The sequence below is a fragment of the Okeania sp. SIO3I5 genome, assembly GCF_010672085.1.
In the GTDB taxonomy this organism is placed as follows: Bacteria; Cyanobacteriota; Cyanobacteriia; order Cyanobacteriales; family Microcoleaceae; genus Trichodesmium.
The window spans coordinates 1-25,164 of the sequence record NZ_JAAHHT010000012.1 but is presented as its reverse complement, the minus strand read 5'-3'; the positions used below and the strand labels follow the sequence as shown (position 1 = coordinate 25,164).

Sequence of the window (25,164 nt, the reverse complement as noted above, 5' to 3'; positions counted from 1 at the left end):
ACAGGCAACAGGCAACAGGCAATAGGCAATAGGGGGAAGTAATTGATAATTTATGGGTAAAAATTGATTTTATTTTTGATTTTTGGAAAGGTCTATTAATTATCCATTATCAATTATCCATTATCCATTATTAAATACTTAACGTTCTTGGATAGGGGTATAATAAACGTTATGCTCTCCCGTATAAATTTGTGTCGGACGGAAAATCCGATTAGCTGCCAATTGCTCTTTCCAGTGAGCTAACCAACCAGCTACACGAGCAATGGCAAATACAGGTGTAAATAGATCGCTAGGAATACCTAATTTCCGATAAACAAGACCAGAATAAAAATCCACATTTGGGTAAATTCCTCTATGTCCTAGTTTTTCCTCCACAGCCTTTTCCATTTCCAAAGCTATCTCATAATATTTGTCGTAGCCAAACTTTTCAAATAACTCTACTGCTATTTCCTGAAGGATAATTGCTCTTGGGTCTTTCACTTTATAAACTCGGTGACCAAAACCCATAATTTTAGCCTTAGTCTCCAAACATTTTTCTAGATATGGTCTAACATTTTCTACCGAACCAATTTCAGACAACATAGTAATCACATCTTCATTTGCTCCTCCATGTAGTGGGCCAGCAAGAGTCCCCACTGCTGAAGCTATAACAGCGTAGGGGTCAGTCAAAGTAGAAGCAGTTACCATTGCTGAAAATGTAGAAGCATTAATAGTATGTTCAGCATGGAGAGTCAGACAAACATCAAATACTTTTGCTGCTAATGGATCAGGTTCCTTTTCATTGAGCATATACAAAAAGTTAGCTGCATAGTCCAAATCATCTCTTGGTTGTACGGGGTCATTACCTTTACGCATTAACTGAAAAGCAGCTACCATTGTGGGAATTTTAGCCAATAACCTTACTACCGCAAATCTAATATATTCTGGGTTATCAAGAGCGCGACGAGAATAAAATAAACCTAGAGCTGCTGCTGAAGCTTGTAAAGCATCCATAGGATGTCCAGTTTCTGGGAAACATTTCATCATGTCCCGAATACGATATTTAATTCTTCTGTGATAACGAATATCCTCTTGAAAGCTATCTAATTCTTCTTTGCTAGGAAGATTACCCCAAATTAATAAATATGCTGTTTCTAGAAAAGAACTCTTTTTTGCCAACTCCTCAATATTAGTGCCTCGGTATTCCAGTATCCCTTGTTGTCCATCGACGTAGCTGATACTTGATTGAGTAGCGGGAATACCTTCTAAACCTGGCTTAAATTCTATGCAGACAGCAGACATGACGATCCTCTTTACTTGATTAGAATATTCTCAAGCTACATTATCAACTAGGTTAGTTATGTTGCTGTTTTGACAATAATCTATTAACTATTCTGGTTAATCTAGTAAAAATTTTGGCGCTGTGAGCCAAAACATTTGACTATTGCCTACTGGTGAACCAATTTCAGGTAAAGAAATACCTATCACGCCTGCTTTTTTGAGTATTAATACTTCTCTGGTTTCTCCCCAGACCAGAATTTCTGCCCAGTTTCCTAAGTCTGGTTGATGGCCAACTAGGGCTAATTCCCGATTTTCTTGAGGTTGCCATGTTTCTAGCCATTGTAGCCAGAGATTAATATCTCCAGCAGGAGCTAAAGGTGAAAATTTCTCTATTTTAGCACTTAATTTATTAGCTTGAAGGATTTTAGCAGTTTGATTTGCTCTAACTAAAGGACTGGTAAGAATTAGGTTAAAATCAAGACCTATTTGTTTAAGTTTTTGAGCAATTTTATTAGTTTTGCGATCGCCTATTTCTGTCAAAGGACGTTCTTCATCTGTGGCATAATTTTCTCGATCGCCTGCTATACCGTGACGAATAAAATAAATATTTGTACTCATATTTTTAGGGAGTAGAGAATAATTAATAATTAACAATTAATAATTAATAATTACGTCTTCTTAAAAAGAAGAAGCTTGGTTAAAACTTAGTTTTAACCCAAGTTTTTTGCCTTACAATCAAATCACCTCCAACCAGATTATCAACTATCTTTTTGTTAAGTCAAAAATATCCCGCTATTTTTTTCAGTTTTTACCAAAAATTGCCAGAGATTGAGAATAATTAATAATTAATAATTACGTCTTCTTAAAAAGAAGAGGCTTGGTTAAAACTTAGTTTTAATTCAAGTTTTTTAGCGTACAATCAAATCATCTCCAACCAGATTATCAACTATTTTTTTGTTAAGTCAAACAGATTCTGAACCTAATAAAACTTGGGCATTATAGACAAGTTATCAGTAAGTCTTTGAAAGGTTTTTGCCGGAGAAAAATATATTTTTCAATACATTTTTTGATCGCTTAAGTAATTTTACCGAAAAATTGTGGTCTACAGCCTGCCCTTTTAACCTACATTCCCCACTTCAATTTGTAACATAAAAATCAGTATAAAATCTGTAGCTTGCTTAAGTATTTATACTATATAAATGCTATTCATTTACCTCGATCACGAGTCAAATTATCAGTGAAATGTTAAGCATAAATACTTACTGAATAGTTAACTCCTATTGACCACTATAGTTTTCTTCTGCCTCCTGTCTCCTGTCTCCTGTCTCCTGACTCCTTCCCCTATACTACATTTTGTCGTGCGGAATGTGGGTTTTAAGGGGATAAAAAAAGAGAATATTCCTTATGTCAAGCCTCCCTATTCTATCTATCCCTAATCAGGAACTCCTGAAAACCTTGTGGGGAGCAGGGGAATTGAAACAAAAAACCCCTGCGCTCAGACCGGCAGGGGTTTTACAGACCAATAACATATTTTCGCCATTCTTTATTCTTACCACTTTTAACGTGTTTAGTCAATTCAAAGTAAAGACCACTGTAGGGTTTTCGAGGAGGACAACGCAAAGGCATATTAGCCTCTCTAGGAGTCCGACTTCCTTTTCTTACATTACAGCGAACACAGGCAGTCACTAGGTTTTCCCAAGTATCACCACCACCACGCGATCGCGGTACTACATGATCTAAAGTCAAATCATCACCCACATAACCACAGTATTGACAAGAATTACCATCTCGGTGCATAATATTTCGGCGCGTCAAAGGAATATCTTTGTAAGGAACCCGGATATAGTAGCGCAGTCGGATGACTGTCGGTAAGGGAATATCTGGCAGAACGTATGTTCCGTTATGTTCAATCTGCTCCGCTTTACCTTTGAGCAACAAGACGATCGCTCGTCGCCAACTCGTGATATTGAGCGGTTCGTAAGAAGCGTTCAACACTAAAACATTGGCCATTGATATTTCTGAAAAGAGAATATTTTCTCAGATATTAGCACAATTAATTCTTGATCTGGGACAAAATTTTAGGTTAAGAAGTTTTCCACTAAAAAATATTTATAAATCTCAAAAAATATATTTTTTGATTTTTTAAAAATAATCTTTTTAATTTTATTATGTATAACCTGATTTGATAAATTTTGACAGTAGATTGTTTTAATAAATGAAAAATTTGGCGTTGGTTAATTGAGTTATGAAATCTAAGGAGCGTTTTATCAGAAATCGGGTTTTTTGGAGATAGATTCAGTGTAGTGAGATATCTAATAGAAACCCGGTTTCTACACTTGAAAAATCATAGTCACCTATCACCAATGCCATGAAAAATTTAACTGATTGAGGAGTGAGCAAAAATGTTGAGCTGGGAAAATGCTTCTTTTAAAACTATGGCAATAGAAAGTTTAAATCAGAGAGCAATAGAAAGTGATGCTTATGGAGGTATTTGCCAAAGAGCATGGATAGAAATTAACGATCGGGCATTGACTTATAATGTTCAACAACTTAAAACTCTTTTATCAGCTAAAACTCAATTAATGGGAGTAGTAAAAGCAGATGCTTATGGACATGGAGCGTGTAAAGTATCTCGAACTATTTTAGAATCTGGTGCAGATTGGTTGGCAGTAGCGACAGTGCCAGAAGGAATAGAATTAAGGTTAGCTGGAATTACAGCACCAATTTTAATTTTAGGTGCAACAGATCGACGAGCACAAATTCAGGCGATCGCTCACTGGCAACTACAACCAACTATTTGTACGCCTCAACAAGCTTTAGTTTTCTCGGAAACTCTTTCCTATTACACTGAGGCAATGCCAATACATCTCAAATTGGATACGGGAATGTCTCGTTTAGGAACACCTTGGCAACAAGCAGTGGAATTTGTGCAATTTGTGCAGAGGTTACCAAATTTAAAAATTGCTAGTATTTATTCCCACTTAGCTACAGCAGATAACCCTGATCAGACAGTAATGAGACAACAGCATCAAAGGTTTGAGGAAGCAATAGGTTTATGTGGTATTAATGGCAAAAGTTTTCCTGGGGATATACGACTTCATTTAGCTAACTCGGCAGCAACTTTAACTGATTCTACTTTGCACTATGATATGGTGAGAGTAGGTTTAGCTATTTATGGTTTATATCCAGCACCTCATCTACAGGAGAAAATTGACTTAAAACCAGTGATGCAAGTAAAAGCTAGAGTGACACAAGTCAAAACTATTGAAGCAGGTACTGGTGTTAGTTATGGTTATCAGTTTATTGCTCCAAAACAGATGCGTTTGGCAGTAGTGAGTATTGGTTATGCTGACGGTGTACCTCGTAACCTTTCCAATAAGATGAAAGTTATTGTGCGCGATCGCCTAATTCCGCAAGTGGGAGCTATTACAATGGATCAGTTGATGCTGGATGTGAGTGCTATTCCCGATCTAGAAACAGGTGAAGTGGTGACATTATTGGGAGAGGTTGGTAAACATCAAATTTCTGCTGAAGACTGGGCAAATACTTTAGGAACTATTTCTTGGGAAATTCTTTGTAGTTTTAAAAATAGGTTACCTCGTGTAGCTGTTTAGAAATATTATGTCATATCATGTCCGGTAGCATCGGAGCGTGTATAAAATTAAGATAACAATGGGAGAAAACCTTCTGCCTTCCTTCTACTAAAATCTAATTATTCAACCGGACATGATATCAGTTATCAGTTGTCAAAAAAATGTAGATATGTTCGATAAAATATTTCTTAGATCACTACTTACATTTCTATAATTTCTTAATTATAAATGAATGATAAATGAGAATTAATATTAGACCTCTCGGGAAAATAGGGAACAGGGAACAGGGAGATATAATTGATAATTTATGGATAGTAATTGATTGAATTTTTAATTTTCACGCTTATGTTTATTCTAGAAAACTTCCAGCAAATAAATATTTATGATTGTTATATTTTTTTACTTAGAAATACTACTAAATAATATTATTTAATGCTCTCGTAATAATTACAATGTACCACTACTATTTTGGAGTTACACATTAAAAAATGATAATAGATTTTAAACTATACATATATTAAGGTTAAGGTAAAGAATTATCTAAAAATATCAAATGTTTGGATTTGATAGTTTTTAATTGTGCAACACCACTATTTTATGTTATTTATTGACTGGTTTAGTTTATAAAAATAAAAATGAACAATCAATATACAGGGTTTACTGAGTATTACGATTTGTGGGTAACTTCTGGTTATTACGACTACCTGGATATCGCTAAGGAAGTATATTCAGTTCTGGGGAATGGTTGTCAGATTATCGAGTTAGGTGTAGGAACAGGGTTACTAGCACAAGAGTACATCAATATCGATCCAACCTGCGAGTTTACGGGAGTTGATTTTACTGCTTCCTTACTTCAAATTGCTGAAAAACGTTTGGCAAATCGGGTTAAATTAATTGAAGCTGATGCAGTAACAATGGACTTAGATACAAAATTTGATGTGGCCATATCTAATGGAGGAGTGTGGGGAATTCTTGATTTAGGCGATCGATATAAATGGGAATTTGGAGGCCATGTTTCAGGAGTTGAAGCTAACACTCAAGGATTAAGAAATTTAGCTCGCCACTTACGAGAAGGAGGGTTATTATTATTACATCTGCAAAAACCACATCAAAACTATGAACAATCTTTAGGTGAGGGGATAATCTATTCCCAGTCTATTGAAGAAGTAGAAAATACGGCAGATTATCATACTCTTCTGAAGAGCTATTTATTCAAGAAAGAAGGGGAAATTGTGGTTCAAGAGCAAATCAAGATTACCTGTTTCAAACCAGAGATTTCTCGAAAATTATTAAGTGAGGCGGGATTTGATTTCCAAGGTACTAGCAATGGCGATCGCTTCGCAATTTACAAAAAGCGATAATCAATTTCAATCCTGAAAACTTTCTCAACAAAGTCTAGTAATACAAAAAGACTATCCATGAGCATTTCCATTCAGCAGATTAGTACCTCTGAGCAATTAAATGTCTGCCATCAGATGCAAATAGCAATCTTTCATCACGAACTAAATTTGTTCGGAATGAAAATACCTGATGACTACGATCGCTTATCACTCTATATGCAAATTATTGATTCCAAGGTTGTTGTCGGAACTTACCGTATTGTCCCTAATACCTCTCTCGGACTGCCAATACAGGAAACTGGATTTAACCTTAAGCAACTAGATCGAAACCAGGTTTGTGAAATGTCACGTCTAGTCTTAGTTAAAGAAAAGCGAGGTAAAATTCCTTTTAGCAAGGTTTTCTCTTCCGCTCGTAATGCTGCCAAACAGAATTACAATGCTTCTAATCTAATTGTTGCAATTTTGCCTCGTAATATATCTTTGTTTAAAAGGTATGGTTTCTCACAGGTAGGGGAACCACTCTATGACTCCACTGTTAAGTCTTCCCACAAGGAAGAGTCAGTTATTATCCCAATGCAAACGCCTGTTTGATGAGAAAGATCCCTGATAGCGAGTTTCTTTTCCCTAAAAAATACTTATTTTGCCAAAGTCCAGTCTAGTTATTCAAAATGCTGATAAGTGCCTAGGCAAAATTAATTACCTTATTTTCTTCTCTATGATTTTTACTATATAGGCTTTTAAGCACCTAGAGTCTGTGTAATTAATTTTGCATAAATACGTTACCCAATTTGCTAAATACTATATAGCAGTCGAAGCAAAGATTAGGACATTTCTAAATCCTGTTTGCTCCGCATGACCTAGGAAAACCCTTTGAAAGTTTACTATTCCCTATTCCCTATTCCCTATTCCCTATTCCCTAGCAGTATAAATAGTATATTGAGATAAAGTAAGTCTTTTGATTAACTTCTGTCAAAATTTGTAATAACAAAACTGATGAACTCAATCTCACAAACTCAATCCCGCAAAGCAGATCATCTACGAATCTGTTTAGAATCAGATGTTCAATTTAACAACACAACCAATGGGTTAGACGGTTACCGTTTTACCCACTGCTGTTTACCAGAACTAAACCGCAGTGAAATAGACATCACAACCACATTTCTTGGGAAGCAACTAGGTGCGCCATTATTAATATCTTCGATGACAGGTGGCACCGAACAAGCAAAAATGATTAATTATCGATTAGCCAAAGTTGCCCAACACTATAAAATAGCAATGGGAGTTGGTTCAGAACGAGTCGCTGTAGAAAATTCCCAGGTAGCTGATACTTTTGCAGTGCGATCGCTTGCTCCTGATATTCTGTTGTTTGCTAACTTAGGAGCTGTCCAATTAAATTATGATTATGGCATTGAACAGTGCCAAAAAGCGATTGATATTTTACAAGCAGATGCCCTAATTTTACATCTCAATCCTCTCCAAGAGTGTATTCAGACTGAAGGTGATACTAATTTCCGAGGTCTTTTGGACAAAATATCAAAATTATGTTACTCACTTCCAGTGCCGATAATTGCTAAGGAGGTAGGTAATGGTATTTCTGGTTCAATGGCCAAAAAGCTAATTGATGCTGGAGTAGCAGCGATTGATGTTGCAGGAGCAGGAGGGACTTCTTGGGCCAAAATTGAAGGAGAACGGAGCTTTGATACTCGTCAACGTAGGTTAGGAAATACTTTTGCTAATTGGGGTTTACCGACAGCAGAATGTATTAATGCGATCCGCAGTTTGAACTCTGAGATTCCTTTAATTGCTTCTGGAGGATTACGAAATGGATTGGATGTGGCAAAGGCGATCGCTCTAGGTGCAGACTTAGGTGGTTTAGCTTTGCCATTTCTCCAAGCAGCAGCGGAATCAGAAGAATCTCTGAATTTATTAGTAGATATATTAATTGCAGAAATAACGACAGTTCTATTTTGTACGGGTAATTCTGATTTATCTAAACTCAAAAAATCTCAAACCTTAGAAAAATTAACCTCCAGAATCTACTAAATATTGAATATATAATAACTAGAGTCTATTTGAGACAAGGGATGGAAGTTAAGTAGAGGTTAGGAAAATAGGGGGGAAATTAAGAGTTGAAATATTTTGTTACAAAATATTGTCATTATTTGTTTGTTAAACTAAATTGACTAAACTGAAAGCCTACTCTGACAGTAGATTTCTCATAAAGTGACAGTTTCTCTTGCTTACAGCAGTTTCGGAGTTAGTGAGGTACAAATTTTTATCAGTTTAGTAAATAGGAAAGAAAGATTAATCTTGGACTGTACCTCACCATCTTCAAAAGTGCTATAATTTTCCGATTTGTATCCGGGTGGCATTCCATGTAATCCTTTTAAACCATATTTTTTTAACATTCCTGGAATACGCTCAACATCAAAAAAAATCTTATGTATATCTTTTGCTTCTTTAATTCCTAACTGAGTAGGTTTTGGAGAAAGATATCCATCATTAATATCATCAATGTACTCCTCAAAACCACATCCTCCTGTAATTGCAATATATGTACTTACTTCATTGGTAGCGTTCCAGAAACAATGATATATTTGCCGTGGTAAGGTGATATAACTACCCGCAGGAGCAGTGAATCTAGTTCCATTTTCGCCTCCAACTTCAACTTCTAGCTCTCCAGAAGTTACATATACAACTTGCGCTTGATGTTCGTGGTAATGGGGAGCAACCATTGTTTTTGCCAGTATTTTAGACTCCATAATTGAAAATTGTCCAGCTAATAAGTCCTCTTGTACCTTTATTGTCATTAGATTATTAAGTTTGTCTCCCACTGGAAGTTTCAGTAAATCTTTGGTAGCTATTTCTTTTGTGATTGTCATTTTGATTGATTTATTGACTTATATTATTGTTGAATCTTAAATAACAGTCTAGTTGAGGACTTACCCAAGGGCACTAATGATAGTGTAAATATCGGGAATATTGACCAAAATATAGACCATATATAGTGGTACTGCCTAAGTCCTGTAGTTTTTGATTGAACTCAATTTGCTGTGAGAACCGAGTAATTTCCAACTTATTGCTCTCTTATATTGGTTTCGCCAAAATTTTTCATTCATTTTCAACTTTGACTGTCTTAATTATCTACTTTATCGGGTTCAAAAAAATTCTGCAACTATGAAAATTGAGTATAATTTTATACTTACATTTTAATGTTCCAAATAAACTTATTACCTATAATTTAGGCTATCTCCTAAATATTTTTTTTGGCAACTTTAATCTATTTACGTAAATTTTTAGGGATCGATAAATTTTTATTTAAAACAGTTTAAAAAAACAACATAGATTTAAAAGTCAGTCAAATAAATATTTGAAGGAAATAAAACTTTAATTTATAGCTACAATAATAAATATAAATATAAATAGATTTATAGCGGTTTTCACAAAGGTAGACTTGCATTGCTTCTGCCTGTCAGATGTGCGTCTTATACCAAATCCGGGTATAAAAGCAGACTTATCCCATCGTCAAATCCCTGATGTAGCAATGGCTGTAACTTTAAAAAATGGTGGTGGTGCTGAGGAATGGTAGAGAGAGTGTGGGAAGTGTGGGAGGTGTGGGAGGTGTGGGAGGTGTGGGAGGTGTGGGAAGAAATTAAAAAATAGACTTGTCGCTTTATAAATTAAAAAATCCTCAAAACCCTTGATATGTAAGGATTATAGCCATCAATAGCCTCAAGTGCCTGGAATTATTACTCTGCCTGAGTTTGAGCGATTTTTTCCCTCTATTTAGCGACAAGTCTAATATACATTTTCACCATTACAATGCAGGACTACCTAAAAAATATCCCCTCACTAAGGACGATTTGGTATTACATTCTGTTGGCGAAGTCTTTCCGCAGGAAATGGATATCTCACTAATTAGCACTCGCTTCTGGCCTCAGCAGAAATACTTTTAAACCATAATATCTGTATTCTATGTTAATGAAAAGCCCTATAAAAGTCAGTCAAATAAACATTTGGGTTGTGCCTCAGCAAAGTGTGGGATTCGCCTGCGTAGGGCTGGCAAATCTAATTTAAAAGCACTGATATATAAAGGTTTAGCGCCTTTTTGCAGGAAAAAAAGTGCAAATTTTTCAGCCTTTATAGCGCTACGCGAAACGGGAATAGGGAATAGGGAGGTGCGACCCCGCGTCGCCGATAGGCGCAAGCGGTCAGACCCCGCCTCGCCGACAGACGCAAGCGGTGCGACCCCGCGACGACGACAGCTCGCTTGCAGTCGGCAAGCGGAGCATTCCGTTAGGAAAGTTTTGCGTTAGCTAAACGCCTTATTCAATCGACCAAGAGAGGGAATGCGCACTCCTGTGGGGGAATGCTGACCAAGAGAGGGAATAGTAAACTCTCAAAGGGTTTTTCGTGTAGGGAAATGCTCCGCAAACAAGATTTAGGAATGTCCTAACCTTAATGCGTAGCGCTATAAGACCATGCATGAAAAAAGAATTTTACGAATAGTAAGAGCGATAAAAATAATTTTCAGGAGACATCCATTTGACAAAAAGATGATTTCCGACCTAAAAAGTCGTATTGAAGCCATTCATTATGACTCCTGACTCCTGACTCCTGACTCCTAAACAATCCCCCAGTTATTTGTAGCAAACATTTATCAAAATGGTACAAGACCAAACATTTAGGACGAAAGGCAGACAAGTACAAAAAGATACAGATAGAATTATTTCTCCTACTTTCGAGCGTCTCCCCACTCGGAGCAAACCTCCCACAGTTCCCACCCTTCCAACACTTCCTTGATACACTACCAAATATTTGAAACATATAGTTTTAATTCATAGCTACAATAATAAATATAAATAAATCTTCTCTTGTCAGGTATGTGAAAAAAGTCTGTAGTTATGTATGAACACTAGGATTTATATGTATATTTTTTTACGTTTACGTAGGAGAGTGCATAAATTACGGTTTTTTACAACTATTTGATAAGTTTTGTAATTTAAAATTTAATGCAGTTAGTGAATTTTGCAAAGTTTTATATATTTTTAGTTACGATAAAGACGAATATAAACTAATACCATTAGTTAATTTCCTACATTAACAACTCCCACTAGAAAAATGAAGAATTTCTTAAAATACACCTTTGCTAGTCTAATTGGTAGTATACTTGGGATTACTCTAACTATAGGCTTAGGATTTGGCGGATTAATATTTTTTGTCGTTTCCATCGCTAGTAAAACCAAAGACTTAGGTCCACAAGTTCAAGATAAATCAATCTTAGTCTTCGATCTCGCTACCAATATTACAGACACTCGACCCATTTCCTCTACTGGTGAAGCACTCCAAGAAGCTTTATCCAGCGACCAACCTACAACCATTACTCTCCGAAAAGCAATTAATATTCTCAATGCTGCTGCCCAAGATGAAAAAATAATCGGCATTTACATTAAAGGTAGCAACACTCCAGGAGTAACAGGATTAGCAAATCTACAAGAAATACGGCAAGCACTTCAAAGGTTCCGAGAAACTGGCAAAACTATCGTTGCTTATGATATGGACTGGACAGAAAGAGAATATTATTTAGCTTCTGTAGCAGATGAAGTTGTGATTAATCCTTTTGGTGTCTTTGAGTTCAATGGTTTAAGTTCTCAAACTATGTTCTTAACTGGGGCGTTGGATAAATTCGGCATTGGAGTTCAGGTAACGAGAGTAGGTAAATATAAATCTGCCGTTGAACCTTTTACCCTAGAAAAAATGAGTCCGGAGAACCGACAGCAAACTCTCCAATTATTACAGAACATTTGGGGTCAATATCTGCGAACAATTGCTACAAGTCGAGGGTTAACAGTACAGAATTTACAAGCGATCGCTAATAATGAAGGTATATTGATGGCAAATACCGGTTTAGACTCTAAATTAGTAGATCAAGTTGCCTACTACGATGAAGTGTTAACAAAACTTAAAGAACTAACTGGCAAAGAAGAGGACGATCGGACTTTCAGACAAATTAGTTTCAACAACTATGGGAATGTACCAAAAGTTGCAGAAACTCTCAGCAGAAATGTTAAAAGCAAAAATAAAATTGCTGTAGTTTACGCTGAAGGAGAAATAGTTAATGGTATTGGTACTCCTAGACAGGTAGGAGGCGATCGCCTAGCAAGGGAATTGCGACGACTACGACTTGACGATAAAGTTAAGGCAGTGGTGTTGCGAGTTAATAGTCCAGGAGGGAGTGCTTCAGCATCTGAAGTTATTAGTAGGGAAGTTAAACTTATTAGTAAGGAAAAACCTGTGATTGTTTCTATGGGTAATATAGCTGCTTCTGGTGGGTATTGGATTTCTATGAATGCAGATCGAATAGTTGCTGAGGCAAATACTATTACTGGTTCGATCGGGGTTTTTGGTGTGTTGTTCAATATTCAAGAACTAGCTAATGAAAATGGGATTACTTGGGATGTAGTGAAAGTTGGTGAGTTTGCAGATTTGAATACTACTTCTCGTCCTAAAACAGAGGCAGAATTAGCTTTGATTCAAAATATGGTGGATTCAATTTACGAGCGGTTTATTACAAATGTGGCAACTACTCGTAATTTATCTAAGCAAAAAGTAGCAGAAATTGCTCAAGGTAGAGTTTGGTCTGGTGCAGATGCTCAAGAGTTAGGTTTGGTTGATGAAATTGGTGGGATAGAAGTTGCTATTAAAGTTGCTGCGGAAAAAGCTGAACTGGGAGACAGTTGGAAAGTTGAGGAATATCCTAAGTCTCGTAGTTTGGAACAACGGATTTTTAGAAGTCTTTCTGGTGTGGAAGTTGGTGTGTCTAATATTCCTTTAGATCCGTTAACGGCAGAATTTCAAAAGTTGCAGGAGGAGTTAAGTAGTTTGAGAGCGATGAACGATCCTTATGGGATTTATACTCGTTTGCCGTTTAATTTGAGAATTGATTAAGTAGGGACTGGTTCTACGTTTAAATTAATAAGATCAACATTCAATTAGCGGAACCCGCACCCACTTCTGGCGGGTTCTGCTTTTAACTTCCGTGAAATGTTTAATGGTTAAAAATGGTATTTAATATCAAGTCCGTTGGTATCGTTTGTGTAAAAGTTGGGGAAATATCTACCGTCATGTAAAATTTTTCCTTCTCTTGTAGGGGCGATTCGCGTTTGCGGAGCATGACCTAGGAAATCGCCTCTACTTCTTCCTTATCTTCTATATACAATACCGATGCTACCGGACATGATATAATATCAAGTCGGTTTAATTGCAACAATCTAAGTATCTACAGGGTTCGAGGATAGTGTAGGCAGTTGAGTTTCAAATTCTTGACAATAATATAAACAAGTGGTTAAGTATCTTCTACTGATACCATTTCTCTGTAAAAATGCGCTTAATAATTCTTACCCAGACCTTAATTTTACTAATAACTGTTATCTTTTATTAAGCGCAACATCAGGTCGAAATTGTATGACTACTGACTACTAAAAAACAGCTTAATCCAGACTTACTTAAAATGATATAATTATTAGCGTTAATATTGCTTGATAATTTTAAATGTCTGCTAGAGATTCTATTCACAATCTAGTTAAGCAAGCAATTATTAAAGATGGTTGGGAAATTACAGATGACCCCTATGTAATTTCTTATGGTGAAAGATTTTTGTTTATAGACTTAGCTGCTACGAGTCACGAGTTTAATAATGGAAACTTGATTGCTGCTAAAAAAGGAAATTTTCAGCTTGCTCTTGAAATAAAATAGTTTCGAGGTAATTCTCCAGTAGTCGATTTAGAACAAGCTATTGGGCAGTAGATTCTTGATCAATTGTTACTTAAAGAAGTTGACCATTTTTTGAATTCAAAATTCAAAATTCAAAGTTAAAAAATTTTGGTTCATTCCTTAATTTCAATAATTGTTTAATTAAGTATTCAACTCTCTGACTTTCCTGCGGAATGCTGCGCAAACAGGCAGAGGTTACAATTTTGAATTAATAATTTTGAATTTTGAATTGATTTGACCCAGTTAGAGAAATTTATTTAGCTATTAGTAGCTCTACTTATAATAATTTATTTAGTGAATCTCTTGGTGAATTAGTAATTAATAATTTGCCTATGAAATTGTTGGTTGTAGATTTAGAAAAAGTCGAGGTTTTACAATGGATACCCCAAAGACCTATAGAGAAATTGTCAAACGAGTAATTGGGAAATATGCTAAATTATGTCCTTCTCATGGAAATATTAGACTGGATACTGTTTTTGATCAAAAGAGCGATAGAACTCCGTTCCGCTGACGCGATCGCTATGCTCTGATGCAAGTGGGATGGAACGGAGGCAAACGAGTTAGAGGAAATATTATTTATATTACTTTAGGAGAGGGAAAAGTGTATGTTGAATATGATGGTATAGAACGTGGCATTACTCAGGATTTAATTGATCAAGGTATTCCTCAGAATAATATTATTTTAGGACATTTATTGGAAATGAATGCTAAACATTTCAGCGAAGCTCAGTCAAATTATTAGTTTACATAATGAATAGGCAAGATGCCTATTCTACAAAACTATTAAAACTTATAATTTTGCTCCCTTACCCACAAACTTAAAGGTACAGCTTTACCTTGAGAATTAACTTTTACTTCTACGACAAAGGGTATTTCACCTTCTGAATTAACACTACGTTGTACTTCGGAAATATCCTGATTAATTTCTGTGCGTCTATCCTCTGGCATAAAATAAGTTTCTAAACCATATTTAACTCTCCAACCATCAAATTTTCCTTGAATAGCTATTTGATTATCTGGTAAATTTTCGGGCATTTTTGCACTTACACCTACAGGTTTCCAAACGTTCGGTATTTCTGAATTTTCTATTTTTTCAGGTGCAACTAAAATTACATAAATATTAGTTTGATTATCTGAAGAATATCTGCCGGAAGTTTCCAATTCAAATTGCTCCCAACCTGGAAGTTTACTCAAATTATCTTTGCGGGAAATGTCATAACTTAATACCTGATAATAACCCCGTAAAAAATCATAAGGATCTACAGGTGCAGTTTGTAAAATAACTGTTCTACCTGTAATGTGAGTATAAATAGCTTGAGCTGGAACTGACAAAATTAATGCTAATTGCAAAGTTAAAGGTAGAAAAAAACGCCAAATAGGTATTTGCTTTTTCAAAGATTTCGTTTGATTAATAAGTAAATTTATCTCTTCAAAATTATCCTGATTTTTAGTTGATAAATTACTTTTACTAAAAGGGTTAAAATTTTTCATGTTAGTTCTCCTGTTGTTTATTTTAATTGTCGGGAATTACCAAGTTAAAAGTAATATCAAATCCCCTAGGGCGTTGATTATTATCAGAAACAGACTTGATGGAAGGTGGATGTTAGTATGGTGGTAAATTTAATACTTTTCCCGGTTTCTATGTAGGGATGTTGGATGTAATGTCTCTACAAACTAATTTTGTACCTTACCAGTATCAGAATTTATATATCAGGAAGTATTAGATTAAAAATCGTGGATAAATACCTGCCACACTATCTAAATTTTTCCTTACTTACTAATTCTTCTAATAGACATCTCCAATAACAAAAAATAAAATTAATTATTGCACTATTATTCATCAATTATTTTCCCCTACTCCCTACTCCCTACTCCCTCTTCTAATGATAAATGATGTTCATACCATAAACCAGCAGCTATTACTCCTACACCACATAAAATAAATACAAAAGACTTCAATAATAATCCAGTATTGTACTCAAAAGTACGACTAACAATTTGTAAAGTCAACAATACTAAACCACCCCAAAAAGTACCTCTAATTCCTCGCATTAATCCTATCCTAATTAAGCCTGCTGCTAAAAGAAACATTTCTATATTGATAATAAAAGTTGCTATTTCTGGAATTTTATTAATACTCAAATGCCAGAAAAACAATATTGCTGTTCCCACAATAAAGCCTAAAATCACACCACTAACTAAATCTAATCGCCAACTCTGAAAATCTCTTTTATTTGGTCGTGCTAAAAACAACCATTCCCAGATAGTTAATCCTATAAAAATTAGAACTTCAACTAAAGTTAACCAGTGAATTTCTGATGATGTTTCCGAATAATTTCTAAATGGAAAATCCTGCCAAATTGCTCTAAAAGACAAAAATAAAAATCCAATACTCAAGTACCAAATAGCTAAATTTCTTGTTAGAGGTTGAAAAATTCTGCTATCTATTTTAGGCAAGATAATGTCGTCATATCCCCACAATAAAGCAGGAGGTAAAGTTAAAGCGATCGCTCCCCATAAACCATGATTTGAAAAATCAAAAACTCGGAACAGACTAATTTCTAAAGCTAGTAGAATGATCATTGTAGCTAGAAAGAAAATTATTCGGGAATTGCACCAGTAAGCTAGGGGAATAAACAACAATATTCCTACCAAAGACATATATTCTATTATAAACTGTAACCAGGAAAATTCTCCTGGGTAAAATACAGTTGATAACCCCATTAAATAGCCTAATCCTATTAACAGAAGAGAAATAATTCCCAGAGTTTTTAGTTGTAGACTATAAGCCATTACTAAAACTCCTAATCCCCAAACAATATATAATCCGTAGGGAGAACCACCAATATGAAACATTTGAGCCATTAGTGCTATATTTGCTCCTAAAAGTAATGCCCCAAATATTAATAGTCCGTGACCTAATCTTTGTTTTTTATTGATAGTATTTGGTGGAGTATTTGGCTGTCGCCAGAGATAAAAACCAGTGGTATTAACTCCGATAAATAAAGTTAACAAAATAACTATTTTTAATTCCCTTGACCATTGTTGCCAGTTAGCAGAAACAAAAGTGATTATACCTAATCCAAGGAGAATACCACCCAGGGAAATAAGGATAGTAATAAAGCGAGAACTAGCAGCTTTTTCTAAAGAATCAAATTGGTAACGCTCTGATAATTGTTGATAGAGATAATTATCAATTAATCCTTCTGTTTGCCATAATTTCGCTTCTTGGCGGAGTTGGCGACGAAACTTTTCTGTAATCATTAGTTTTTAATTTTTATTGACTAAATCATTAATGATTAAGGTTTAAATTATCTCCTTTTTAATTAATAATTATTGAACCGAAGTTAGTTACATTTTCCTCTAAATAGTAAATCGTCTCTGAGAGAGAGATGCCAGTTTTTCAATTGCCACATTGTATAACTTGTACTTCTCGAAACTGGCATAAAAGCTGATTGACAAAGTACATATTAGGAGGATAATTTGCTTGTTATACTTAGATTTGGCAACTTATATAGCCATAATAAATCATTCCTGAAAAAAACTGTAGGGGTTTGGTCTCCTTTCCCCAAGCGCATAAGGAATTTCCCCGTTAGATAAAATCTAACCGAAATAATTAATAATTAAACGATTAAATAATTAGATAATTTAGGTTTATAACCTCGTCTTTCAAGGGCAAAAAAGCAGTTGGCAAGCGGAGCAGTCCGTTAGGATGGGATGGATGGGTTACCGGCGCCAGATCCAATCTCCCCTCAAGAAATAAATTTTTTCCCTACCGCGTCAATCCTTTCCCTTTTAGAAAGAGGTAATTATCGATTATCCATTAATGAAAACCTATCTAGGATTGCTATATAATTTATAAGTTAGATTAGTTAAATTCTCCTTTAAATAGTAAATTGCTTCTGAGATAAAGATGCCAGTTTTTCAATTGCCACACTTTAGAGTTAGGTTTGGCAACTTACTAAAATAATTGGGTTTATATCAAGGACTTTTAAGGCGAAATGTTTTTAAAGTGTTGCTCTAATCCCCGTTACAAAAACAACTTCTGACTTCTGACTTCTGACTTCTGAATTAGTTAAAACCTCCAAGGTTTAATATTAAAGTTAAATTATCAAAAAAATATAGTTTTGATTTATGGAAGATTACCGAAAAATTCTGGTTTAAAGCCTCCCCTTGGATAGGATATAATAAATAAAAATTTTCATAATTAGTCAATCCTATCAGTTTCAAGGAGAGGTAATTATTAATTATTAATTATTAATTATTAATTGTTGAACAAGCGGCTTTTCTAGAACGCTATTCTGATACAGAAATATTAGATAAATCGGGAATAAAAATTGCAGCTATGCACTTTCGAGGTGTAACTATTGAGTGTTTATTAAAAGCAATGATTTTCGCCACTTTACCAAAAAGTGCGACTAAAGAATGGAAAACAGATAACAATAATCCAGGGCATACTTTTACTAATCCAGGACATAGCTATACAGAAGCATTAAAACGACATAATAAACTTAAATCTAGAATTGATAAGTTCCCTCAAGTACGAAAATGGTTGGATGAAATTGAGAACCCCATCGGTCAACATTTCATAGATATACGTTATTCTAGTATTGAAGTTAATAATGAAAATTATCAAAGCTGGTTCAACACATATCAGAAGCTTATAGGATGGCTACAGAAACAAACCACTACACTTTAAGGAGTTTAAAATGCAAGAAAACTGGCAAGTATTACTAAAGCAACATATCCAAGACAAATACATTCAAAATTCTCAAGAGTGGGTTGATGTAAATATTTCCACATCAGGTTTGCTCAATTTAACTTTAGTTAGCAACAGCTTTTTTGGTTTATCTATCCCTCAGCGGAAAGAAGAAATTTCTAACTTATTAGAATCTCAGGTGCCTCATTTATCTCCTGGGTTTCTTTCTTTATATACACCTCAAGAAGCTGAATCACTAAATATTTCACCTCCACAAATTTCTGATACATTTTCATTAGTAACTTGGCAAGATTTAGCTATCCAAGCAGCAAATCCACAAAATCAACTTCAACTACCCCAAAAAGAACCTAGTATACCTAGAACAGTAACATTTTATTCTTTTAAAGGAGGAGTAGGAAGGACTACTGCATTAACTCATGTAGCCTCAATTTTAGCAATGCGAGGTCGTAAAGTTGTAGCTGTAGATTTAGATCTAGAAGCACCTGGTTTAAGTACAGCATTTAACCTTAAGTTACAACCAAAATATGGAATTGTTGATTATTTCTATGAACGTTCTTATTTACCAGAAGAAGTAGACCCCAATATTTTAATTACAGATATATTTAGTGAAGTTAAAATACCTAACGCCACAGGGAGAGTATTTGTAGTTCCTGCTGGATATCTTAGTCTTGATTATGTGTCTAAAGTTGACGATCTTCATGCCACAACTGTTATAGATGGAGACAAAAATCTTTGGTCTATTTTTAAGCAGGAAATTCAAGAACAATTAAAACCAGATATTCTCTTAATTGACTCAAGAACTGGGATTAATCAATGGGGTGCTTTATCATTAATTCAAGCTGCTGATGAAGCAATTATTTTTATTTTTCCTAATAAACAAAATAAACAAGGAATAGAGGTACTACTAGAATCTCTTCAAAGTCTGAAAAATTTATCCATTAATTTTGTTTTTTCTCCTGTACCTGATGTGGAAAATAGTGGTTTAGATAAAGTCAAACAAACTTGGAAGTCATTGTTTGAAAGTATAAAAAATAGAACAGATGAAAACTATGATACCGATGAAGAGGATTCAAATACAAGTAACGAACAACCAGAAAATGATGAATTATTAATAGTTCCTTATCTTCAACCAATTGCCTTTGCTAATAGCTATCCCATACTAGAAATGCAAGTTTATTATAGTAAAATTGCTAACCTAATTGATGAAAAAAATGATGAAATTCAACGCAGTAGTATTTTAAATATTGCTGAAAAAAGATGGGAAATTATTGAAAGTCTAAAATTTCCTGAAGTAAATGCAGCCGATCTTAATCAGAATTTAGGATTATTGTTTCAGCGGACTGCTGATTTTGAAAAATTTTTAGATGATACAACCTGTCTAATTCGAGGAAAAAAAGGAACAGGTAAAACTGCCCTATATTGGTTATTTTTAAAACATCAAGAGCTGGCTCAAATGTTAGCTCCTGGAAGGTTAGATAATACCTTATTTTTGTCGGGACATGGTAGATTTAGAAAAGATTCCCCCGGCAGTGATGAATTTCAAATTATTCATCAAAATTTGCAACAAAATAATGGAACATGGGAAGCTTTTTGGAGAGCTTATTTACTATTTAGATGTTATCAGGAAGAATTACTGAAATTTCCAGAAAATAAGCAAGGAGAAAAGTTTAGTGAGTTGAAAAAAATAATTAATAATTTACCAAAAGATATATGGCAATCTGAATCAACTGAAGCTTTATTAGAATTATCTACTAACTCAAAATTAAGGCTGATAGTAAAAGACGTAGTAAATATTATTCTTCATAAAGAAGCGAAAGACAACTCTAAAAAATGGTGGTTTCTTTACGATGATTTAGATGAACATTTTTCAGAAGCAGGAGAATTAAGACAACAAGCATTAACAGGATTATTTAAATTCGTTCAGTCTTGTAATGCGAGTAGACTAACGGAAATTAGATTTAAAATTTTCTTGAGAGAAGATATTTGGAATCGTTTAAATTTTGATAATAAAAGTCATTTTACTGGAAGGGATATTATTTTACAGTGGACTCAAATAGACTTTTTACGTTTAGCGCTTCGTCAGGCAATACAGTCTAAAGATTTCAAAAATTTAGTTGAGCGAGTTTCTCCTGTTGCTATTGAAAGTATTGATCTAGCAGATGAAGAAGAACTCGATCAAGCATTAGAATTACTGTGGGGAAGCCGTATGCGAGCCGGAAAAAGAGGGAAAAAAGTATCTCAATGGGTTTATGAAAGATTAACAGACTCAAGTGGTACAACTTTTCCTCGAAGTTTAAGTATATTACTAGAAGCAGCAAAAGAACAAGAATTAACTTACAGAGGAAAATCATCAACTAAAATTAGTGCAGAGCGTTTATTGCAAGGAAAATCTCTAGAATTTGGGTTAAAAGAAGCATCAAGAAAGCGATGTGAATAAATTAAAGAAGAGTATCCTAATCTAAATAATTTCTTTTATTCTCTTAAGGACAAATCGGCTTTTTTAAAAAAACAAGAATTACAACAAATATGGGAGAATTCAGCAGCAAACGTTGTCGGAAATTTTGAAGAGTTTGTTTCTTTTCTGGACGAAATAGGTATTATTGAATTTCGGGAGAAAGAAAAACGCTATAAATTTATGGATATATATGCTCATGGTTTTGAAATGATTCGTCTAGGTATGATGTAGAAATTTCTGTTAGGAATAGAAGAGTTAAAAATATAGGAGATGTAATTTAAAGCTTATTATAATTAATAAACGTAGCTTGACTAATATAGTAATCGTAAATTATTTATTGCTGAAAAAAAACTGTAGGGTTTTGGTCTCCAAACCCAATTTCCACTTGAAAAGGCAAGATACCTATGCTGCAAAATTATTAAAATTATTCCGCATTTATTCAACCCTGAAAAGGAAACTCATTACAAATATCCCACCGCTTACCATTATGAATTAATAAAGTTAACTGATAAACTGTAAATTCAAAGTCAAGCGATCGCTCCCGAAATTCTAACCAAGCTGCTCTAAAATTCTGTTTAGTTAAGTCTCGAAAAGCTACAGTAACATGAGGAGAAAAAGGACGACTTTTAGAAGCGGGATGTACAATTCCCAAAGTAGTTTCTGTAAATCCAATTAAGTCTTTTTGTATTTTTAAAAGTTCTGGAGTTTTGACAACATTAATATAGATAACACGAGGTGGAAAAGCAGCAAATCCAGACAAAGTAATCGGAAAAGCAGAGCAATTTTGAACAAAAGTCTCTAAAGATTCCTGCAAAAGAGCTAAATTTTCAGTCGGCCATTTAAAAGGAGGCTGTAAAGTAATATGAGGCACAGACTTTAAAGCATGACTGCTATTATATTCTCTAGCAAAATATTCCTTAATTTCCGTAACTTGGTTTTGAATATTTTCAGGTGGCACAATAGCCACAAATAATAAACGTTTTGATTGACCCATAAAATAAAAAAATAAAAAAATAAAAAAATAAAATGCCTTGGTTTGCCAAAATAGAAAAAGGTATAGTTGAAAAATCTATATTTGACCAGTATGTACCAGACCATATAGCTTATGTCCAAGAATTAAATGCTAAAGGACATAAAGCCAAAAGTGGTTACTGGGCAAAAATGGGAGGCGGAATGTTACTATTTGAGGCGGCATCTATGGCAGAAGCAGAAAAAATAGTAGCTGAAGACCCCCTCATCAAAAATAATTGTGTCACTTATGAAATTTTTCAGTGGTGTATAGTTGCAGAATAAAAATTTGTGTTATAGTAGTAAACGATTCGGACCAGCGCGACCAGAACGCCCAAACCTTGTCAGGACCGGAAGGTAGCAGCAACACGGGATGCTTGTGGTAGGCGTTGACTCCGGGTCACCCAATTTCAAGGAGCCAGGATATATAGTTATGGATAATTTCGGAGGAATTATTCAAAAGGCCGTTTATCTAGGAGTAGGATTAGCATCCTATGCAGGCGAGAAAGCCAACCAGAAATTAACAGAATTAAGGAAAGAAACCCAAAAACTGGCAGATGAAATGGTTAAGCGTGGTGAAATGTCCACAGAAGAAGCTCGTAAATTTGTGGAAGATATGATGAATAAAGCTATGCAGCAAGCACCTATAGATTCATCTCCAGAAACAAGACCTAATGAACCACGTCGTATAGAGATTCTTTCGGAGGATGACAATTCATCAGATAATAATCCTACAGAAGTAGATAAAATGCGCCAAGAAGTAAATAGCTTACAAGAAGAATTACGTCGCCTACAAAAAGACTAAATCTATAACCTAAAAATCATGGCTCATGGCAAGATTTAAGGAATCTGAGTATTCATAATTTTAAAGCAAAGCAAAGACAGGTAATAATGGAAGATTGGTCAAAAAACTTCTTTGAAGTAATTGAAACTGCCGTGTTGGAGGTAGAAAATTTTTTCAATGAAATGGCAGAAGAAATTTCAGAAGTTTTTGATGAGTGGGGAAAGCTCTCTGAGGAGATTACTGAAGAAATACAGATTAATATTGCTGCCGAAATAAATGAGTATTTAAATGATTTAATTGATCCAACCATTGAAGTATACTCAGACTCTGATGTTGAGACACAGGAAGAAGAAGATATAGATTACTATTTAGTTGATCGTGTAGAACCTACATTAGAAAAACATCCAGCGTGTAGAGGATGTATTAACTATCATGGTCAAGTTTATGGAGGAAATCTATTAGTTTGTGCAATGCATCCTCATGGTGTAGAAGATGAAAGTTGTCCAGACTGGGAATCAAGTAATAGTAGCTTTAACTAAACCAAGAATAAAGCAACTTAATCAAGTTACAGATTATCAATTCTGTCAGAAATACTTAAAGCTATTAGAGTTAAAACTTCATTATTAATTTGCTTATAACTTATAAGTTTAAATTAGATTTTTTTGAGCATTAAGTCACCCTCTTCAGTTATCAGTTATTATATCATTACCCAGCACTAAAGTTTATTCTTTTCATCCCCTGAAAAGGAAAGGTTATTTAGTCAATTTTTTGGTCAGAAATACTTAAAGCTATCATATCTAAAACTTCATTATTAATTTGTTTATAAGTTTGAAGTAGATATTTTTGAGCATGAAGTCACTCTCTTCAGTTATCAGTTATCAGTTATCATTACCCAGCACTAAAGTTTATTCTTTTCATCCCCTGAAAAGGAAAGGTTATTGAGCTGATTTTTTGGTCAGAAATACTTAAAGCTATTATAGTTAAAACTTCATTATTAATTTGCTTATAAGTTTATATTAGATTTTTTTGAGCATTAAGTTACCCTCTTCAGTTATTAGTTATAGGAAGTAGGATAGTCAAATTATGAGTGAAGTAAATTCAGGCAGTCTTTACATAGTTGGTACACCAATAGGCAATCTAGAAGATACAACATTTAGAGCAATTAAAACATTACAAAAAGTAGACTTAATCGCAGCAGAAGATACCCGTCACACAGGCAAATTATTGCAACATTTTCAAATCCAAACTCCACAATTAAGTTACCATCAACATAATGAACAAAGTCGCATACCGGAATTAATAGAAAAACTAAATCAAGGAAAAACAATAGCTCTGGTAACCGATGCGGGAATGCCAGGAATATCAGATCCTGGATATGAATTAGTAAAAGCTTGTATTGAAACAAATATTTCTGTAGTGCCAATACCAGGAGTTACTGCTAGTATTACAGCATTAAGTGCCTCCGGACTGCCAAGCAACAAATTTATATTTATTGGTTTTTTACCTACCAAAATTAAACCACGGCAAGAACAGCTAGAAAAATTATCTAATTCATTAGAAACTGTAGTTTTATATGAGTCTCCTTATAGAGTATTACAAACTCTAGAAGATTTGGAAAAAGTATTAGGTAGAGATAGAAAAATAGTTTTGGCAAGAGAACTAACAAAACTCCATGAAGAATTTTGGCGTGGAACAGTTGGAGAAGCAATTATTCATTATCAAAATAATCAACCAAAAGGAGAATTTACTCTTGTCATTGCAGGTGCTGAACCAGAATTACCAGTATTATCAGAAGAGACTATTAAACAGGAGTTACAAGAACTTTTTGCCCAAGGAATTTCCCGTTCCCAAGCTAGTCGCCAACTTGCTCAAAAAATTAACTTATCCCGTAGTAAAATTTATCAGATAGCTCTAAAAATATAGTTATTGGCCTCCTACTCAAAACTATAACGTTGCAGATTTCGGCTCAAGTCTCGGCAAAACTCAAATTCAAAATTGAAAAATCAGGATAATTTTGGAGTTGTCCTATAGTAGCATTTCTCAGATTAAGGCAAACAGATAGTATCTTTCATCGACTACTCAAAACTATAACGTTGCAGATTTAGGCTCAAGTCTCGGCAAAACTCAAATTCAAAATTGAAAAATCAGGATAATTTTGGAGTTGTCCTATAGTAGCATTTCTCAGATTAAGGCAAACAGATAGTATCTTTCATCGACTACTCAAAACTATA

20 protein-coding genes, 1 other RNA gene and 2 pseudogenes are annotated in these 25,164 nt (G+C 34.5%); 16 read left to right on the top strand and 7 right to left on the bottom strand.

Annotated elements, in window-relative coordinates; all coding sequences use genetic code 11:
• Window positions 1-138: 138 nt before the first annotated feature.
• From F6K40_RS04440 to F6K40_RS04430, 3 genes are all read right to left on the bottom strand, one after another.
• On the bottom strand, window positions 139-1,281 hold the full coding sequence (locus F6K40_RS04440) for a citrate synthase (RefSeq protein ID WP_293131938.1): 1,143 nt from the start codon (window positions 1,279-1,281) through the stop codon (window positions 139-141).
• Window positions 1,282-1,377: 96 nt separating this feature from the next.
• A complete protein-coding gene (sixA, locus tag F6K40_RS04435; protein ID WP_293131935.1) occupies window positions 1,378-1,878 on the bottom strand; it encodes a phosphohistidine phosphatase SixA in 501 nt (166 codons plus the stop codon).
• Window positions 1,879-2,772: 894 nt separating this feature from the next.
• Window positions 2,773-3,270 (bottom strand): HNH endonuclease, encoded by a 498-nt coding sequence (locus F6K40_RS04430; RefSeq protein WP_293131932.1) that lies wholly within the window; start codon window positions 3,268-3,270, stop codon window positions 2,773-2,775.
• 392 nt (window positions 3,271-3,662) lie between these two features.
• Between F6K40_RS04430 and alr the strand changes: the two genes are divergently transcribed.
• From alr to fni, 4 genes are all read left to right on the top strand, one after another.
• Window positions 3,663-4,874, top strand: a complete 1,212-nt coding sequence (gene alr, locus F6K40_RS04425) for an alanine racemase (RefSeq protein ID WP_375340546.1) — start codon at window positions 3,663-3,665, stop codon at window positions 4,872-4,874.
• Window positions 4,875-5,488: 614 nt separating this feature from the next.
• Complete coding sequence (locus F6K40_RS04420; RefSeq protein ID WP_293131930.1) at window positions 5,489-6,214, top strand: class I SAM-dependent methyltransferase; 726 nt, start codon at window positions 5,489-5,491, stop codon at window positions 6,212-6,214.
• A gap of 57 nt (window positions 6,215-6,271) precedes the next feature.
• On the top strand, window positions 6,272-6,784 hold the full coding sequence (locus F6K40_RS04415) for an N-acyl amino acid synthase FeeM domain-containing protein (protein WP_293131927.1): 513 nt from the start codon (window positions 6,272-6,274) through the stop codon (window positions 6,782-6,784).
• A gap of 402 nt (window positions 6,785-7,186) precedes the next feature.
• The gene (gene fni, locus F6K40_RS04410; RefSeq protein WP_293131924.1) at window positions 7,187-8,236 is read left to right on the top strand and encodes a type 2 isopentenyl-diphosphate Delta-isomerase; all 1,050 of its coding nucleotides are present in this window, start codon (window positions 7,187-7,189) and stop codon (window positions 8,234-8,236) included.
• 197 nt (window positions 8,237-8,433) lie between these two features.
• Here the strand turns inward: fni and F6K40_RS04405 are convergent, their stop codons facing one another.
• A complete protein-coding gene (locus tag F6K40_RS04405; RefSeq protein WP_293131921.1) occupies window positions 8,434-9,075 on the bottom strand; it encodes a cupin domain-containing protein in 642 nt (213 codons plus the stop codon).
• Between the two features lie 1,783 nt (window positions 9,076-10,858).
• Here F6K40_RS04405 and F6K40_RS04400 point away from each other — a divergent pair.
• The 5 genes and pseudogenes from F6K40_RS04400 to F6K40_RS04385 all read left to right on the top strand — a co-directional run.
• Complete coding sequence (locus F6K40_RS04400) at window positions 10,859-10,996, top strand: hypothetical protein (protein WP_293131918.1); 138 nt, start codon at window positions 10,859-10,861, stop codon at window positions 10,994-10,996.
• A 318-nt stretch (window positions 10,997-11,314) separates the two neighbouring features.
• On the top strand, window positions 11,315-13,141 hold the full coding sequence (gene sppA, locus F6K40_RS04395) for a signal peptide peptidase SppA (RefSeq protein WP_293131915.1): 1,827 nt from the start codon (window positions 11,315-11,317) through the stop codon (window positions 13,139-13,141).
• A gap of 603 nt (window positions 13,142-13,744) precedes the next feature.
• Window positions 13,745-13,948, top strand: coding sequence for an element excision factor XisH family protein (locus tag F6K40_RS04390; protein WP_293131912.1), 204 nt, complete (start codon window positions 13,745-13,747; stop codon window positions 13,946-13,948).
• A gap of 266 nt (window positions 13,949-14,214) precedes the next feature.
• Window positions 14,215-14,385 (top strand): annotated as a pseudogene (locus tag F6K40_RS40635) (element excision factor XisH family protein); the annotation flags it as partial.
• Window positions 14,386-14,489: 104 nt separating this feature from the next.
• Window positions 14,490-14,708: pseudogene (locus F6K40_RS04385) on the top strand (element excision factor XisI family protein); the annotation flags it as partial.
• A gap of 41 nt (window positions 14,709-14,749) precedes the next feature.
• Here the strand turns inward: F6K40_RS04385 and F6K40_RS04380 are convergent.
• Together F6K40_RS04380 and F6K40_RS04375 are read right to left on the bottom strand one after the other, a co-directional pair.
• Window positions 14,750-15,457 carry a GDYXXLXY domain-containing protein gene (locus F6K40_RS04380; RefSeq protein ID WP_293131909.1) on the bottom strand — a complete coding sequence of 236 codons (708 nt, stop codon included), beginning with the start codon at window positions 15,455-15,457 and terminating at the stop codon, window positions 14,750-14,752.
• Between the two features lie 363 nt (window positions 15,458-15,820).
• Window positions 15,821-17,230 (bottom strand): DUF2157 domain-containing protein, encoded by a 1,410-nt coding sequence (locus F6K40_RS04375; protein ID WP_293131906.1) that lies wholly within the window; start codon window positions 17,228-17,230, stop codon window positions 15,821-15,823.
• 1,123 nt (window positions 17,231-18,353) lie between these two features.
• Here F6K40_RS04375 and F6K40_RS04370 point away from each other — a divergent pair.
• The gene (locus F6K40_RS04370) at window positions 18,354-18,665 is read left to right on the top strand and encodes a hypothetical protein (RefSeq protein WP_293131903.1); all 312 of its coding nucleotides are present in this window, start codon (window positions 18,354-18,356) and stop codon (window positions 18,663-18,665) included.
• 10 nt (window positions 18,666-18,675) lie between these two features.
• The gene (locus F6K40_RS04365; protein ID WP_293131900.1) at window positions 18,676-21,123 is read left to right on the top strand and encodes a MinD/ParA family ATP-binding protein; all 2,448 of its coding nucleotides are present in this window, start codon (window positions 18,676-18,678) and stop codon (window positions 21,121-21,123) included.
• A gap of 457 nt (window positions 21,124-21,580) precedes the next feature.
• On the opposite strand, the gene F6K40_RS04360 is transcribed toward F6K40_RS04365, so the two are convergent.
• Window positions 21,581-22,135 (bottom strand): 2'-5' RNA ligase family protein, encoded by a 555-nt coding sequence (locus tag F6K40_RS04360; RefSeq protein WP_293131898.1) that lies wholly within the window; start codon window positions 22,133-22,135, stop codon window positions 21,581-21,583.
• Between the two features lie 32 nt (window positions 22,136-22,167).
• On the opposite strand from F6K40_RS04360, the gene F6K40_RS04355 reads away from it, so the two are divergent.
• The 5 genes from F6K40_RS04355 to rsmI all read left to right on the top strand — a co-directional run bounded on the left by F6K40_RS04355 (window position 22,168) and on the right by rsmI (window position 24,856).
• Window positions 22,168-22,434: a YciI family protein gene (locus F6K40_RS04355; RefSeq protein ID WP_293131896.1), complete on the top strand. Its 267-nt coding sequence runs from the start codon at window positions 22,168-22,170 to the stop codon at window positions 22,432-22,434.
• Between the two features lie 23 nt (window positions 22,435-22,457).
• Window positions 22,458-22,554: signal recognition particle sRNA small type (gene ffs, locus F6K40_RS04350), an RNA gene on the top strand.
• A gap of 28 nt (window positions 22,555-22,582) precedes the next feature.
• The gene (locus F6K40_RS04345; RefSeq protein WP_293131893.1) at window positions 22,583-22,954 is read left to right on the top strand and encodes a phasin family protein; all 372 of its coding nucleotides are present in this window, start codon (window positions 22,583-22,585) and stop codon (window positions 22,952-22,954) included.
• A gap of 86 nt (window positions 22,955-23,040) precedes the next feature.
• Window positions 23,041-23,472 (top strand): hypothetical protein, encoded by a 432-nt coding sequence (locus F6K40_RS04340; RefSeq protein WP_293131890.1) that lies wholly within the window; start codon window positions 23,041-23,043, stop codon window positions 23,470-23,472.
• A 544-nt stretch (window positions 23,473-24,016) separates the two neighbouring features.
• Window positions 24,017-24,856 (top strand): 16S rRNA (cytidine(1402)-2'-O)-methyltransferase, encoded by an 840-nt coding sequence (gene rsmI / locus F6K40_RS04335; protein ID WP_293131887.1) that lies wholly within the window; start codon window positions 24,017-24,019, stop codon window positions 24,854-24,856.
• Window positions 24,857-25,164 lie beyond the last annotated feature (308 nt).